This window comes from Microbacterium sp. 1S1 (assembly GCF_008271365.1).
In the GTDB taxonomy this organism is placed as follows: domain Bacteria; phylum Actinomycetota; class Actinomycetes; order Actinomycetales; family Microbacteriaceae; genus Microbacterium.
In genome coordinates this window covers 1,541,489-1,556,267 of record NZ_CP043430.1, presented here as the reverse complement: position 1 = coordinate 1,556,267, position 14,779 = coordinate 1,541,489, and the positions used below count along the sequence as shown (strand labels likewise).

Below are 14,779 nucleotides of genomic sequence, written 5' to 3'. Positions count from 1 at the left end.
CGACACCCCGCCGGCACCCCGCTTCGGCGGCGTGTCGTGTCCGCTCTCCGGAGTTGTGCACGGGCCGGACGACGGCACCCCGTACCCTCGTGGCATGCGCCGACCGTTCATGGACACTCCGGACCAGCTCGCGGGCCTCGACGGGCAGCAGTATCTCGTGCTCCGGCCGACCGGGGCCGTCGCCGCGGAATACCGGGCGATCCAGGAGGCTGCGCTCGGTCGTCTGGACACGCCGCTCCGGCATCCGCACACGGAGCACGTGACGCTTCGCGGCTTCTTCGAGCCGGAGCATCGTGAGGAGCTGCGAGCCGTGATCCGCGCCTGGGCCGCGGAACAGGGTCCTCTCGAACTCACCGCCGACGCCGTGGACGTCTTCCCCGCGCCGTGGCAGATCGTGATCGTGCGCCTCGCCCGCACGCCCGCCCTCGTGCACGCGTACGCCTCGCTGACGGAGGCGCTCCGGCCGACGGACTTCCGCCGCCTCGATGAGCTCTCCGTCGAGGACTGGACCTTCCACCTCTCGGTGCTCTACGGCAAGACGCTGGATCCCGAGACATGGCAGCAGCTCGCCGCCACCGAAGTCCGTCCGCTCACACCCGCGCCGACGGAGGTCGTCACCGAGGCCGAGTTCGTCTGGTACGAGGGCGGCGTCGAGCATGCCGAGGTCATCCCCCTCGGCGCCTGACGCTCCGTCTCGGTGGGCTCAGCTCAGGCCGGAGTAGGCGTGCAGCCCCTTGAAGAAGACGTTGACGATGGTGAAGTTGAAGATCACGGCCGTGAAGCCCACGATCGAGAGCCAGGCCGAGGGGTTGCCGCGCCAGCCGCGGGTCGCTCGCGCGTGGATGTAGCCGGCGTAGAGCACCCAGATCACGAAGGTCCAGGTCTCCTTCACGTCGAAGCCCCAGAAGCGGCTCCACGCGTAGTACGCCCAGATGGACCCGGCGATGAGCGTGAAGGTCCAGAGGATGAAACCGATGATCGTGAAGAGGTATGCCAGGCTCTCCAGGCGCTCCGCGGGCGGGAACGTGCGCAGGAAGCCGGGGCCGGTCTTCGCCGCCCCTTCCCCGATCAGACGCTCGCGCCGAGCCTGCAGGAGCTGGATCACGGAGAGCGCGAAGGCCAGCGCGAAGAAGGCCGTGGCGAGCGAGGCGACGAACACGTGGATGATGAGCCACACGCTCTTGAGCGGGTCCATCAGCGGGGAGACCTCGACGTAGAAGTTCGTCGCCCCGAGGCCGAGGAGCACCACGACGAGGCCGGTGATGAACGTGCCCAGGAACCGCAGATCGAGGCGGGTGAGCACCGCGAGGTAGACGGCGATGATGAGCAGCGTGCCGACCATGCCGAACTCGTACAGGTTCGCCCACGGAACCCGACCGGCGGCGATGCCGCGCGTCACGGTGGCCGCGAGGTGGAACACGAACCCGAGGACGGTGAGCGAGGTACCGATCCGCGCCATGACGAAGCGCTGCGGCGTCGGCGAAGGGGTCCCGGTCGCGTCGACGGGCGCGGAGGCGACGCCGACCCGACCGGCGGCGACGAGCTCGCCTTCGCGAACGGTGTGGGCGTCAGCCGTCGCCTGGGAGCGGCGCGCGAGATCGAAGGCGTAGGCCACGAAGGCCGCCGCGTAGATCGCGATCGCCGTCCAGAGCAGGACCGGCGAGATCACGTTGAGCTCGAGCATGGTGTCAGTCTACTTTCCGGGTGCCGTGGCCGCCGGGCCCGCGGCGGCGTCCGCGGAGTCCTCGTCGGCATCATCAGGGGTGCGGGCGGTCGTGCCTCCCGCAGCGTCGAGCAGCCGGGTGTGACCGGCGCGGATGTCGTCCACGGCGCGGGCGAGCGTCGGGTCCTCGCCGCGAGCCAGGGCCGCGTATTCGAGGTCGATCGCGCCGTCGGCGGCGGTCGCCTTCACCCACACGCGCCGACGCGGCACGAAGAGGGCGAGCATGAGTCCGCCGAGAGCCAGCAGCGCGAATCCGAGCACGAACACCCCGGACTCGTCGCGGTGGATCTGGAGGGAGGCGAAGCGCTTGACGGACTCGGACGCGTCGGTGGCACCCTCCGGGGACTCGTCGTCGAAGGTCACCGAGCCCAGGCCGTTCGGCAGCTGCGCGGTTTCGCCCGGGGACAGCTCGATGGACTCGACGTCGGTGCTGCGTCCGGTGAGCTTCGTCATGTCGGAGGTGTCGAGCACGTACACGGAACGGGGCACGCCGTCGTTGATCCCGAGGTCGCCGGTGTACACGTCGAGCGTGAGCGTCGGGTTCGTGAGGTCGGGGTACGCGGAGAAGAAGGCCCCCGTGTCGAGAACGCCCGTGGTCGGGTAGAAGAACCCGACCAGGCCCACCTGCTCGGCGAGTCCGTCCGGCACCTTGAGCACGCCGAGCGAGGTCATGTTGTTGTCCTGCGGGAGGAACGGCGTGCTGTTGCGGAATACGACGTTACCCTCGGGGTCGCGCACGGTCACCGTCGGCGCGTAGCCGTTGCCGAGCAGGAACACGTCGTCGTCGGCGACGCTCAACGGCTCGTTGACCTTGACGGCACCCTCACGCTCCTCGCCGTTCTCCTGGATGGTCATGTTCGCCGAGAAGTCGCCCGCCTGGCCGGAACCGGGCTCGCCGAACGGCTGATAGGTCACGTCGAACGAGTCGAGCCGCATCGAGTAGGGCGCGAAGGCATCGTCGCCGACGAAGCGTCCACGGTTCATGGAGTCGTAGTCGAGGAGCGTGTTGGCGAAGGTCTCCCCCTCGACGAGCACGCGCTGACCGGTGTAGGCGAAGCCGCCCCCCACGCCGATCGTGACGAGCACGCCGACGAGGGCGAGGTGGAAGAGCAGGTTGCCCGTCTCCCGCGAGTAGCCGCGCTCCGCGGACACCGAGTACGTGCGACCCCGGTCGTAGCGCTCGACCCGATAGCCGAGCGCCTTGAGCTGCTTCGTGGCGACGTCGATCGACGCAGCGGCCTCCGCGTCGGCGTCCCCGGTGCCCGTCCCGGACCCGGCGACCGTGTCGCGGGTGACGGCGCGGTAGTCCTCGAGGCGGCGCAGGCGGGCTGGCGTGCGCGGCGGGCGAGCCCGCAGCGCCTTGGCGTGGTGCTTGATCCGCGGGATGACGCAGCCGACCAGCGAGGTGAACAGGAGCAGGTAGATCGCCGAGAACCACGGCGACAGGTACACGTCGAAGAGCTTGAGCGCGTCGAGGACCGGGAACAGGTCGGGGTTGTCGCGCTCCCACTGCGTCACGCCGTTCGGATCGGCCATGCGCTGGGGGAAGATCGAGCCGGGGATGGCGGCGATCGCCAGGACGAGCAGCAGGATGAGCGCGGTGCGCATCGAGGTGAGCTGACGCCACCCCCATCGCAGCCAGCCCACGAAGCCGAGGCGCGGCTGGGTGATCGTGTCGTCGCCGTCGACGTGATCGGACGGGCGGAGCGGATCGCTGGAGTCGTTGGTCACGGAACCCTTGTTCTTCGTCATGGTCGTCTCGGAGCGGTCAGAGCGGGAGGATGACACTGCCGATCACCGCCGTCAGCCGCGACATGATGTCGGTCCACAGGCCGGTGACCATCAGGACGCCGAGGAGGATCAGCAGCACGCCGCCGACGATGTTGACGACCCGGATGTGGCGGCGCAGGAAGCCGATCGCCTTCGTCGCCCAGCCGAAGCCGAGCGCGACGAGGAGGAACGGGATGCCCAGGCCGAGGGAGTACGCCAGGCCGAGGAAGCCCGCGCGCACCGGGTCGCCCGCGTTGAACGAGAGCGCGAGGATGGCGGCGAGGGTCGGCCCCATGCAGGGCGCCCACCCGATGCCGAGCGCGACGCCGAGGAGGGGAGCTCCGACCATCCCTGCCTTGGAGTCCACGTGGAAGCGGAGCTCTCGCTGCGCGAAGCCGAACAGTCCGAGGAAGACCAGACCCATCGCGATGACGACCACGCCGAGGATGCGGGTGATGAGGTCGCCCCACTGGAGCAGGAAGACGCCGGCTGTGCCGCCGAGGACCGTGTAGAGGATGAACACGACGGTGAACCCGAGGATGAACAGCAGCACCCCGAGGACGAGGCGGCTGCGGGTCGCGGTCCTCGTGCCGCCGTCGCCTGTCGTGGTCGATTCCCGCGGCGCCACGGCTCCGCCGAGGAAGCCGAGGTAGCCGGGCACGAGCGGGAGCACGCACGGCGAGAGGAACGAGACGAGTCCGGCCAGCATCGCCACCGGGATCGCGATCCAGAGGGCGCCGGAGCCGATGATCGCTTCGGGGTTCACGGTGCCCCCGCAGACATCACAAGTCCTCCGCGAGCGCGTCCTTGACGAGCGTGGAGAGGACGGAGGTGCCGTCGATCGGACCGATGATCTTCGCGGCGACGCGACCCTGCTTGTCGAGCACGAGCGTGGTGGGGGTGGCCGAGATCGGCACGACCTTGGCGAAGGCGAGCTTGGCCTGGGCCGTGTCGACGTCGATGAGGCTCGGGTAGGTCACGCCGAGTTCCTCGGCGAAGGCGACCGCCGTGTCGGGCTGATCCCTCGTGTTGATGCCGATGAACTGCACGCCCTCGGCGCGGTTCTCCTGCCAGACGGCCTCCAGGTCGGGGGCCTCGACACGGCACGGTGCGCAGCCGGCGTACCAGAAGTTGACCACGGCGACCTTGCCGGCGATGTCGGCGCTGTCGAAGTCCTCGCCGTGCTCCGTGACGCCGCTGAACTCCACCGGCTCACCGCGCTCGGCGACCGGGATCTCGACGATCGCACCGTCGGCCGCGACGTACCCGGTGTTGTCGCCACTGAGGAAAGACTCGCTCACCGCGTCGGGAGCACAGGCGCTCAGACCGACGGCGAGCACCGCAGCGAGCGCGGCTCCGCCCAGGCGGCCGAGGGGCCGGAGACGGGAGGGGCGGCCGCTGCGGATCGGATGAATCCTGGAATCGCGGGACACGACTCCGAGTTTACGCAGAGCTTCCTATGCATCGGCCGGGTACCCCCGGGGGGATCAGAAGCGGGCGAGCACGTCGTCGACACCCGCCCGGAAGCGCGGACAGGTCGCGATGTCGTGCGCGCGACAGCCCATGGCATGCTCGGTCATCTCCCGCGATCGCCGCATCTCCTCCATGCGCCGGTCGAGGTCATCGAGATGCTCCTGCAGCACCTGGTGGCGACCGGCATTCCCGTCGTCGAGGAGCACCGCGATCTGGTCGAGGCTCATGCCGGCGGCCTTGCTGCGCTGGATGACGGCGATGCGCACGACCTCGTCCTCGCCGTAGCGTCGCCGACCGGCAGGGTCGCGGGGCGGCCGCAGTAGACCGACCGCCTCCCAGTGCCGCAGGACGTTCGTGGGGAGATCGAACCGCGCGGCGACCTCGCCGACGGACCAGGGGTGCGGGTCGCTTGACTTCATGTTGACATGAAGTCACAGACTGGATCCGAACACAAGACGCGAGAAGGGAAACCCCATGCACGATGCGATCGTGATCGGCGCCGGCCCCGCCGGGCTCCAGGCGGCACTGACGCTCGGCCGGATGCATCGACCGGTGCTCCTGCTGGACTCCGGCGAGTACCGGAACGGCACGGTGCAGCACATGCACAACATGATCGGCGCGGACGGGAAGGCCCCGGCGGACCTCCGCGCACAGGCACGGGTGGAGCTCGCGGCCTATGCGGACGTGACGGTGCGGGACGTCGCGGCACACCGCATCTCCGGCGACCCGGAGCGCGGGTTCTCCGTGGACCTCGCGGACGGGTCCGTCGCTCAGGCGTGGCGAGTGATCCTCGCGACCGGTGTCGCGGACGACCTTCCGTCGGTTCCTGGTCTCGCGGAGCTGTGGGGCGTCCGTGTCTTCAGCTGCCCGTTCTGCGATGGGCACGAGCACGCGGGGAAGCCGATCGCGATCCTCGGGGCGGCCCCGCGGGCGACCCATCTGATCGCGCTGCTGGGCCGTATCGTCGGCGACATCACGGTGGTCCCGGTGGGAGGACCGTTCGCCGAGGAGGAGCGTGTCGCACTGGAGAACCTCGGGGTGCGGGTGGCGACGGCACCGGTCGAGGCCGTCGCGGCGCACGCGGACGGGGTGCGGGTGCAGAGCGCCGAGGGCACGCTCGACGTCGCGGGCGTGTTCGTGGCCTCCGGCACGATGCGGCACCGGGCGCCCTTCGCCGTAGACCTCGGGCTGCGGCTCCTGGAGTCGGGGTCGATCGAGATCGACGAGTTCGGGAGGACGTCGCTTCCGGGGGTCTTCGCCGCGGGCGACCTCGCCCATCGCGCGACGCTCCCCGGCCCGATGGCCTCGGTCCTGCTCGCCGCCGCCGCGGGACAGGTCGCCGCGGTGGGGGTGCTGCAGTCCCTCTGACTCGGATCGCGCGAGGATTCCCCGGTCGGGGATGGGACCCGTCTGGCGATGCGAAGGAGCGTCAGACGGCCCCGACGTCGACAGCGCCGCCCGTCGCGGCGGGCTCGGCGTACGAGACCTCGCGCCAGACGTCGCCCACGCGCTCGAACGAAGTCACACTCGACAGCGCGCAGCGGCGTGTGCGGGGATCGTGCTGCAGCGGCAGACCGGCGACGCGCAGGTGCGTGATCCAGATCGGTGCCTGATGCGACACCATCACGATGTCCCCCGCGGTCCGGGTCTCGGCCGCGACCGTCCACGCCTCGTCCATGACGCCGAGCATGCGCTCCGCGATCGACGCGTACGGCTCACCCCAGCTCGGCAGCGAGGGCTGCCGGAGGTGCCACCAGTTCAACGGATTCATCAGCGACCGCCGCATCCGGGTGCCCTCGAACACGTTCGTCGGCTCGATCAGGCGGATGTCGGTCTCGGGTTCGAGGTCGAACACCTCCGCGAACGGGGCGGCAGACTCCTGCGCGCGCTCCAGGGGCGACGCGAACAGCGCGGTCACCGGATCGCCGAGTCCCGCCACGTGCTCCGCCGCCGCCAGGGCCATCTCCTCCCCCGCGGTACTGAGGTGGTAGTCGGGCAGCCGTCCGTAGAGCACGCGGGACGGATTGTGCACCTCCCCGTGGCGGACGAGGTGCAGAAGTGATGCCGCCACGTCAGACCTCGCGGTAGCGGGAGTCGCCGAACCCGAGGAACACGACGTTCACGATCGGGATGATCGCGAGGATGCCGGGGTACCCCGCCTTCGTGAAGACCTTCCACAGTCCGACCACGACGAGGATGTAGAAGATGAGGGCGATGAGTCCCGTCGTGCCGGAGAAGATCGCGCCGAACAGGTCGGGAAGGCCGTTGCCGTCCGAGATGGAGAGGTGCATGGGGGTCCGCCTTTCGTCGTGGCGATCCTACTGAGGTGCCGCTGCCTCACGCTGGCGACCCGGCCGGGAAGCGACGGGACGCCCGCGTAGACTGGGCGGGTTCATCTTTCCCCGGATCAGGAGGAATCCTCCGTGCTGCGCACCCACTCCGCAGGCTCCCTGCGCGCCGAGAACATCGGTCAGACCGTCACCCTCACGGGGTGGGTCGATCGTCGTCGTGACCACGGAGGCGTCGCGTTCATCGATCTGCGGGACGCGTCGGGCATCGCCCAGGTCGTCATCCGCGACGAGGAGATCGCGCACCCCCTGCGCAACGAATTCGTCCTCAAGGTCACCGGCGAGGTGTCGCGTCGTCCCGAGGGGAACGCGAACCCGAACCTGCCCTCCGGCGAGATCGAGGTCATCGCCGCCGACGTCGAGGTTCTGAACGAGTCGGCTCCGCTGCCGTTCCAGGTCTCGACGGCGCTGGCCGACACCGAGACGGTCGGTGAGGAGGCGCGACTGAAGTACCGGTACCTCGACCTCCGTCGCCCGTCCGCCGCGTCCGCGCTGCGTCTGCGCTCGAACGTCTACAAGGCGATCCGCGATGTGCTGCACGCCGAGGACTTCACCGAGGTCGAGACCCCGACCCTCACCCGCTCCACGCCGGAGGGCGCCCGCGACTTCGTCGTCCCGGCCCGCCTGCACCCCGGCAGCTGGTATGCGCTCCCCCAGTCACCGCAGCTCTTCAAGCAGCTGCTCATGGTGGGCGGCGTCGAGAAGTACTTCCAGATCGCCCGCTGCTATCGCGACGAGGACTTCCGCGCCGACCGCCAGCCCGAGTTCACGCAGCTCGACATCGAGATGAGCTTCGTCGACCAGGAGGACGTGATCGCCCTCATGGAGTCGCTCATCGTGGCGATGTGGCAGACGATCGGCGTCGAGGTGCAGACCCCGCTGCCGCGGATGACCTACGCCGACGCGATGGCGAAGTACGGCTCCGACAAGCCCGACCTCCGCTTCGGGCTCGAGCTCGTCGAGGCGACCGAGTACTTCAAGGACACCCCGTTCCGCGTCTTCCAGGCCGAGTACGTCGGTGCGGTGCGGATGCCCGGCGGTGCCTCGCAGCCCCGCAAGCAGCTCGACGCGTGGCAGGACTGGGCCAAGCAGCGCGGTGCCCGGGGTCTCGCCTACGTCCTGTTCAACGAAGACGGCACCCTGGGCGGCCCCGCCGCGAAGAACCTCTCCGAGGCCGAGCAGGCGGGCCTGGCGGAGTTCGTCGGCGCCGAGCCGGGCGACTGCGTGTTCTTCGCCGCCGGGTCCGCCAAGGAGAGCCGGGCACTGCTGGGCGCCGCGCGAGTCGAGATCGGCCGCCGCCTCGGCTACCTGAACCCGGACGAGTTCGCCTTCACCTGGGTCGTCGATGCACCGATGTTCGAGCCGGCAGCCGATGCGGTCGCTTCCGGCGACGTCGCGGTGGGTGCCGGTGCCTGGACCGCGGTGCACCACGCGTTCACCGGACCGAAGCCCGAGTTCGAGGACACGTTCGACACCGACCCCGGTTCCGCCCTGGCCTACGCGTACGACATCGTGTGCAACGGCTCGGAGCTCGGGGGCGGATCGATCCGCATCCACCGCGAGGACATCCAGAAGCGGGTGTTCGAGGTCATGGGCATCAGCGACGAGGTCGCGCAGGAGCAGTTCGGCTTCCTCCTCGACGCGTTCAAGTTCGGCGCTCCCCCGCACGGCGGGATCGCGCTCGGCATGGACCGCGTGCTCCAGCACCTGACGAAGACCGAGTCGATCCGCGATGTCATCGCCTTCCCGAAGTCCGGCAACGGCTTCGACCCCCTCACGTCCGCTCCCGCGCCGATCACCCCCGAGCAGCGCGCCGAGGCCGGCGTGGACTTTACCCCCGAGGACGAGGCCTGACCCGCCGAGACCCCGTATTACCGCCGAGACCCCGGGACACTGCCGCTGGCAGCCCGGGGTCTCGTCGCGTATCCGGGGCCTCGGCGAAGGAAAAGGAGACTATGCGAACGACGCGAAAGCCGGGGCGAGGTTCTCGTTCCACACGTCGACGCCGAGCTTCGCGATGAGAGCCACCACCACGACGAGGAACACCACGCGGATGAACGTCGTGCCGCGCGAGATGGCCATCCGCGATCCCAGGTAACTGCCGGCGACGTTCGCGACCGCCAGGATCCCACCGAGCAGCCACAGCACCGAGCCGTGCGGGATGAACAGGAGCAGTGCCCCCGCGTTCGTCGCCAGGTTGACGATCTTGGCCTTCGCGCTCGCCTGCAGGAAGTCGTAGCCCAGGAGCGCGACGAGGGTGATCACGAGGAAGGTACCCGTTCCCGGACCGATCATCCCGTCGTAGAACCCGATGCCGAGCCCGGCGAGCCCGGCCATGATGTGGTGTTTGTGCCCGTGGAAGCGCAACTGCGTCGCGGCCCCGAGCTGCGGCCGGAGAGCGGTGAACAGGGCCACCGCCAGCAGCGCGATCACGATGATCGGTTTGAACGCGGCCGGGGGCAGGACGGTCGCGACCGCCGCGCCCCCGAACGAGCCGATCAGCGCGATCACCGCCATCGGTAGAGCCGTGCGGAGGTCGGGTTTCGCGCGACGGTAGTAGGTGATGCTGCTCGTCGCGGTCCCGAACACGGAGGCGAGCTTGTTCGTCGCGAGCGCCTGGACCGGGGCGATGCCGGGGATGAGGAGCAGCGCCGGAAGCTGCAGCAGCCCTCCCCCGCCGACGACCGCGTCGATCCATCCGGCGCTGAACGCCGCCACAACGATGAGGATCAGCATCCCCCAGGTGAGCTGCTCGAGTCCGAGGAGGCTGCCGATATCCACCACGCCATGATTCCAGAGTCGCGGCGTCCGCCCCGCATCGGCCTCGCTGGCAGACTGGAGTCATGCTCCACGCTCTCCCGTTGCCGCACCCGATCGCGTCGAGAAACGGGGACGCCGTGCTCCGGAGGGCGACCGAGGGCGATGCCGACGCCGTCATCGCGCTGCTCGCGGACGATCCGATCAGCGCCGCCCGCGGGGATGTGGCCTCGGATGACGACCGTCCGGCCTACGAGCGGGGTCTCCGCGAGATCCTGGCCGATCCGTCGAACGATCTGCTGGTGGTCGAGCTCGACGATGCGGTGGTCGGTACCCTGCAACTCACCTCGATCCCGGGGATGGCGCGGCGCGGCGCCCGACGGCTGCTCGTCGAGGCGGTCCGGGTCCGCAGCGATCTCCGCTCTGCCGGCATCGGCTCCGCGGTCATGCGCTGGGTCGGTGACGCCGCGGCTCCCGCCCTCGGTGCCGCAATGGTGCAGCTCACCTCCGACGCCGCCCGCACCGACGCCCATCGGTTCTACGAGCGACTCGGCTACGTGGGCTCGCACCGCGGCTTCAAGTACGCGGTCCCGAACGACTGACCTCGCGACGCAGCACGCCACCCTCCGGACACCGACCGTTCACCCCGGCCGCTCCGCGCGGCTACCTGGGCCTCATAGTGTCCTCTCGCAACCCGACCCCGGCTCACAGCGCCGGACACCGAGAGGACACTCATGGCACGCTCCCCCCGCCGCGCGCGCATCGGCGCCGGCATCGCCCTGGCCACCACGGCCGTCATCGCACTGACCTCCTGCGCCTCCGCGACGGACGCCCCGGCGGCGGGAGGCGACGCCGTGGATGCGGCGAGCGCGACCTCTGTCGAGGACTTCGGCTCCTTCGCCGACCTCGAGGCCGCCGCCAAGGAAGAGGGTCAGCTCAACGTCATCGCGCTGCCGCGCGACTGGGCGAACTACGGCGAGATCCTCGACCTGTTCGCCGAGAAGTACCCCGAGATCACCATCAACGAGGCCTCGCCCGATGTCTCCAGCGCCGAGGAGATCCAGGCCGCCGAAACGAACAAGGGCCTCGACACCGCTCCCGACGTCTTCGACCTCGGCCTGACCGTCGCTCTGCAGAACACGGACGCCTTCGCCCCCTACAAGGTCCAGACCTGGGACGACATCCCCGACGAGCTGAAGGAGCCCACCGGACTCTTCGTCGGCGACTACGGCGGCTATATGTCGATCGGCTACGACTCCTCGGCCTTCGAGGCGCCGGCCGAACTGTCCGATCTCCTCTCCGCTGATTACAAGGGCGCCGTCGCCATCAACGGTGACCCGACCCAGGCCGGAGCGGCCTTCGCGGCCGTGGGCCTCGCGACCGTGCAGTCGGGCGGCACGCTCGACGATTTCCAGCCCGGAATCGACTTCTTCTCCGAGCTGCAGAAGGCGGGAAACCTGCTCAAGGTCGACGTGACGACCGCGACCGTCGCCAGCGGCGAGACCCCCGTGGTCTTCGACTGGGACTACTTGAACGCCGCACACACGGCTGACAACCCGGACTGGAAGGTCGAGGTCTTGGACGGCACCGGCTACGCGGGGTACTACAACCAGGCCATCAACGTGGACGCTCCGAACCCGGCCGCCGCGCGCCTGTGGCAGGAGTTCCTCTACAGCGACGAAGTGCAGAACCTGTGGCTGAAGGGCGGCGCCCGTCCCGTGCGTATGGAGGCGATGACCGAGGCCGGCACGATCGACGAGGAGCTCGCATCCGCTCTCCCCGAGGCTCCGGAGGAGACCGTCGTGCCGACCGAGGAGCAGTCCGAGAACGCCGGCACGCTGCTCGGCGAGAAGTGGGCAGCGGCGGTCCAGTGACCGTCCTCGCCGCACCGGGGGTGGACGCCACGGCGTCCGCCCCCGTCACCCCCTCCGGATCCGCGTCGCACGCGCGGGTCCGGAGGTCGGCGTCGTCCGCGGCGTGGCTGGGGCTCGTCCCCTTCGCCGCCTATGTGCTGCTCTTCCTCGCGGTGCCCACGGTGCTCGCGATCGGCAGCGGGTTCTTCGACGGCGACGGCGCCTTCACCTGGACGAACATCGCCGCTCTCGCCGACCCGGTCGTGCTCACGACCTTCGCGAGCTCGGCCGGACTGTCCCTGCTCACCGCGGTGGTCGGCGCCGTCCTCGGCGCCCTCGTCTCGTACGCGCTGCTCGGCATGGATCCGGACGGCGGCGTGCGCCGGTCCGTCGATGCCGCCGCGGGGGTCCTCGCGCAGTTCGGCGGGGTCATGCTCGCCTTCGCCTTCATCGCAACGATCGGCATTCAGGGCGTCGTCACCGTCTCCCTCCGCGACGCCTTCGGTGTCGACATCTTCGCGGAGGGCACCTGGCTGTACGAACTGCCTGGCCTCGTCCTCCCCTACATCTACTTCCAGGTGCCGCTGATGGTCATCACCTTCCTGCCCGCCCTCGCCGCCCTCAAGCCGCAGTGGGTCGAGGCGAACCTCACCCTCGGGGGCAGCAGGGCGAGCTTCTGGCTGCGCATCGGTCTGCCGGTGCTGGCACCGTCGTTCTTCGCCAGTCTGCTGCTCCTCTTCGCGAACGCGTTCTCCTCGTACGCCACCGCCGCCGCCCTCGCCAGTCAGGGATCGCAGATCGTCCCGCTGCAGATCCGCACGGCGCTCACAAGCGAGACCCTGCTCGGCCGGGAGAACCTCGCCGGCGCTCTCGCCCTCGGCATGATCGTCGTGGTCGGCGTGGTCATGGCGCTCTACTCGCTCATTCAGCGACGCGCCGCCCGGTGGCAGGCATGAACGGCCTCGCCCCGTCCCGCCTGACCCGTGCGGTGATCGGCATCGTAGTGGGGCTGTTCTTCGCCGTGCCCCTCGTGTCGACGTTCCTCTTCACGCTGCGGGGCCCGAACGGCCTCTCCTTGGCGCACTGGGCGGCCCTGTTCGACCCCGCAGCGTCCGCGACGCTGCGGCCCATCTGGACGGGTCTCGCGAACTCCCTCGTCCTTGCCGCGGTGACCGTGGCGATCGTGCTGTTCCTCCTGGCCCCCACGATGATCCTGGTGAACCTGCGCTTCCCCCGCCTCAAGGCCGCGTTCGAGTTCGCCGCGCTCCTGCCGATCTCGATCCCGGCGATCGTCCTCGTGGTGGGGCTCGCGCCGATCTACCTGCAGATCGGTCGGACCGTCGGCACAGGCACCTGGACCCTTGCCTTCGCGTACGGCATCACGGTCCTCCCGTTCGCCTTCCGCTCGATCCAGGCGTCGATCGATGCCGCCGACCTGCGCACGCTGTCGGAGGCCGCACGCTCGCTCGGCGCGGGCTGGCCCACGGTCGTCGTCCGCGTGCTCGCCCCGAACCTTCGCCAGGGACTGCTCGCCGCCTCGCTGATCTCCATCGCGGTGGTGCTCGGCGAGTTCACGATCGCCTCACTCCTGAATCGCCAGGTGTTCCAGACCGCCATGGTCGTCGTGCAGAAGCAGGATCCGTACGCACCCGCGATCTTCACACTGCTCGCTCTGCTGTTCGTCTTCCTCCTGCTCCTGCTCATCGGCCGCGTCGCCCGCGGTCCGCGAAAGGCCCGCTCATGACCACCGATCACGCGCTTCCGCGCACCAAGGACAACCTGCTGCTCGCCCAGGCGGGCGAGGGCACGCGAGTCGAGCTTCAGGGAATCGTGAAGAGCTACGGCGGCACGCGAGTGCTGCACGGCGTCGACCTCGACATCGCTCCCGGGGAGTTCGTCTCGCTCCTGGGCCCGTCCGGTTGCGGCAAGACGACGTTGCTCCGCGTGCTCGCCGGGCTCGAGGGCGCCGACGAGGGCGCGGTGCTGCTCGGCGGCGGCGACGTGTCCCGGGTACCGACCAACCGACGCGACATCGGCATGGTGTTCCAGTCGTACTCGCTCTTCCCGCACTTGCGCGTCGTCGACAACACCGCATTCGGACTCCGTCGTCGGGGTGTCGGCAGGGGCGAGGCGGCGCGGCGTGCTCTCGATGCGCTGGCTCTCGTGGGCCTCGCCGACCTCGCCGACCGGTTCCCGCATCAGCTCTCGGGCGGACAGCAGCAGCGCGTGGCCCTGGCGCGCGCCCTCGTGACGGAACCCCGGGTGTTGCTGCTCGACGAGCCGCTCTCCGCCCTCGATGCCAAGGTGCGGGCGCAGCTTCGGGATGAGATCCGGCGCATCCAACTGCGCCTCGGCATCACGACCGTGTTCGTTACCCACGACCAGGAGGAGGCCCTCGCGGTGTCCGACCGGATCGCGGTCATGAACGCAGGTCGCATCGAGCAGATCGGCTCTCCGGAGGAGCTGTACACGGCCCCCGCGAGCCCCGAGGTCGCCGCCTTCGTCGGCCTCTCCAGCGTCGTGTCCGGGGTCGCCGAGGGCGATCACGTCGTCGTGTGGGGGCAGCGTCTTCCGCTGCAGACCTCCGCCGACGGCCCCGTCGACGTGTACCTCCGTCCGGAGAACGTCCACTTCACCTCCTCGGAGGACGCCGCGACCGATGCCCTCGTGGAGGAGAGCACGTTCCTCGGCAGCATGCGGCGGACCCTCGTGCGCACGGAGTCGGGCGAGCTCGTCCGCGTGCAGCACGCTCCCTCCGTGCACCCGTCGTTCGGTGACCGCGTCCGCATCGCGGTGACCCCCGTCCCGGTGGTCGTGCGCCCCCGCGGCTGACCCGCGACCCCGGGTTCACGTCG

Annotated in this window: 16 protein-coding genes; 8 read left to right on the top strand and 8 right to left on the bottom strand. The window is 69.8% G+C overall.

The genetic code is table 11. The annotated features are described in order from the left end of the window. Window positions 1-94 precede the first annotated feature (94 nt). Window positions 95-685 (top strand): 2'-5' RNA ligase family protein, encoded by a 591-nt coding sequence (locus tag FY549_RS07630; protein WP_259614071.1) that lies wholly within the window; start codon window positions 95-97, stop codon window positions 683-685. Between the two features lie 18 nt (window positions 686-703). Here the strand turns inward: FY549_RS07630 and ccsB are convergent, their stop codons facing one another. The 5 genes from ccsB to FY549_RS07605 are packed head-to-tail and all read right to left on the bottom strand — an operon-like array spanning window position 704 to window position 5,385. Then, a complete protein-coding gene (gene ccsB, locus FY549_RS07625) occupies window positions 704-1,684 on the bottom strand; it encodes a c-type cytochrome biogenesis protein CcsB (protein ID WP_149084507.1) in 981 nt (326 codons plus the stop codon). Between the two features lie 9 nt (window positions 1,685-1,693). Next, window positions 1,694-3,475 (bottom strand): cytochrome c biogenesis protein ResB, encoded by a 1,782-nt coding sequence (locus FY549_RS07620; RefSeq protein ID WP_149084506.1) that lies wholly within the window; start codon window positions 3,473-3,475, stop codon window positions 1,694-1,696. A 16-nt stretch (window positions 3,476-3,491) separates the two neighbouring features. Continuing rightward, on the bottom strand, window positions 3,492-4,259 hold the full coding sequence (locus FY549_RS07615; RefSeq protein ID WP_149084505.1) for a cytochrome c biogenesis CcdA family protein: 768 nt from the start codon (window positions 4,257-4,259) through the stop codon (window positions 3,492-3,494). Window positions 4,260-4,275: 16 nt separating this feature from the next. After that, on the bottom strand, window positions 4,276-4,926 hold the full coding sequence (locus FY549_RS07610; RefSeq protein WP_149084504.1) for a TlpA family protein disulfide reductase: 651 nt from the start codon (window positions 4,924-4,926) through the stop codon (window positions 4,276-4,278). Between the two features lie 54 nt (window positions 4,927-4,980). Next, the gene (locus FY549_RS07605; protein WP_149084503.1) at window positions 4,981-5,385 is read right to left on the bottom strand and encodes a MerR family transcriptional regulator; all 405 of its coding nucleotides are present in this window, start codon (window positions 5,383-5,385) and stop codon (window positions 4,981-4,983) included. 55 nt (window positions 5,386-5,440) lie between these two features. Between FY549_RS07605 and FY549_RS07600 the strand changes: the two genes are divergently transcribed. Beyond that, window positions 5,441-6,334, top strand: coding sequence for an NAD(P)/FAD-dependent oxidoreductase (locus FY549_RS07600; RefSeq protein WP_149084502.1), 894 nt, complete (start codon window positions 5,441-5,443; stop codon window positions 6,332-6,334). 61 nt (window positions 6,335-6,395) lie between these two features. Here the strand turns inward: FY549_RS07600 and FY549_RS07595 are convergent, their stop codons facing one another. Continuing rightward, window positions 6,396-7,037: a histidine phosphatase family protein gene (locus FY549_RS07595; RefSeq protein WP_149084501.1), complete on the bottom strand. Its 642-nt coding sequence runs from the start codon at window positions 7,035-7,037 to the stop codon at window positions 6,396-6,398. Window position 7,038: 1 nt separating this feature from the next. Continuing rightward, window positions 7,039-7,257, bottom strand: a complete 219-nt coding sequence (locus tag FY549_RS07590; protein ID WP_200838971.1) for a hypothetical protein — start codon at window positions 7,255-7,257, stop codon at window positions 7,039-7,041. A 132-nt stretch (window positions 7,258-7,389) separates the two neighbouring features. On the opposite strand from FY549_RS07590, the gene aspS reads away from it, so the two are divergent. Continuing rightward, the gene (gene aspS / locus FY549_RS07585) at window positions 7,390-9,168 is read left to right on the top strand and encodes an aspartate--tRNA ligase (RefSeq protein WP_149084500.1); all 1,779 of its coding nucleotides are present in this window, start codon (window positions 7,390-7,392) and stop codon (window positions 9,166-9,168) included. Between the two features lie 99 nt (window positions 9,169-9,267). On the opposite strand, the gene FY549_RS07580 is transcribed toward aspS, so the two are convergent. Then, window positions 9,268-10,050, bottom strand: coding sequence for a TSUP family transporter (locus FY549_RS07580; protein WP_149086034.1), 783 nt, complete (start codon window positions 10,048-10,050; stop codon window positions 9,268-9,270). 107 nt (window positions 10,051-10,157) lie between these two features. Between FY549_RS07580 and FY549_RS07575 the strand changes: the two genes are divergently transcribed. The 5 genes from FY549_RS07575 (at window position 10,158) to FY549_RS07555 (ending at window position 14,756) form a co-directional block, all read left to right on the top strand. Next, window positions 10,158-10,673, top strand: a complete 516-nt coding sequence (locus FY549_RS07575) for a GNAT family N-acetyltransferase (RefSeq protein ID WP_149084499.1) — start codon at window positions 10,158-10,160, stop codon at window positions 10,671-10,673. 132 nt (window positions 10,674-10,805) lie between these two features. Next, a complete protein-coding gene (locus FY549_RS07570) occupies window positions 10,806-11,945 on the top strand; it encodes an ABC transporter substrate-binding protein (RefSeq protein WP_149084498.1) in 1,140 nt (379 codons plus the stop codon). After that, complete coding sequence (locus FY549_RS07565) at window positions 11,942-12,880, top strand: ABC transporter permease (protein WP_149084497.1); 939 nt, start codon at window positions 11,942-11,944, stop codon at window positions 12,878-12,880. The genes FY549_RS07570 and FY549_RS07565 overlap by 4 nt, the downstream gene beginning before the upstream one ends. Beyond that, the gene (locus FY549_RS07560) at window positions 12,877-13,668 is read left to right on the top strand and encodes an ABC transporter permease (RefSeq protein ID WP_149086033.1); all 792 of its coding nucleotides are present in this window, start codon (window positions 12,877-12,879) and stop codon (window positions 13,666-13,668) included. Before FY549_RS07565 ends, FY549_RS07560 begins: the two co-directional genes overlap by 4 nt. Next, on the top strand, window positions 13,665-14,756 hold the full coding sequence (locus FY549_RS07555) for an ABC transporter ATP-binding protein (protein ID WP_149084496.1): 1,092 nt from the start codon (window positions 13,665-13,667) through the stop codon (window positions 14,754-14,756). Before FY549_RS07560 ends, FY549_RS07555 begins: the two co-directional genes overlap by 4 nt. Window positions 14,757-14,779 lie beyond the last annotated feature (23 nt).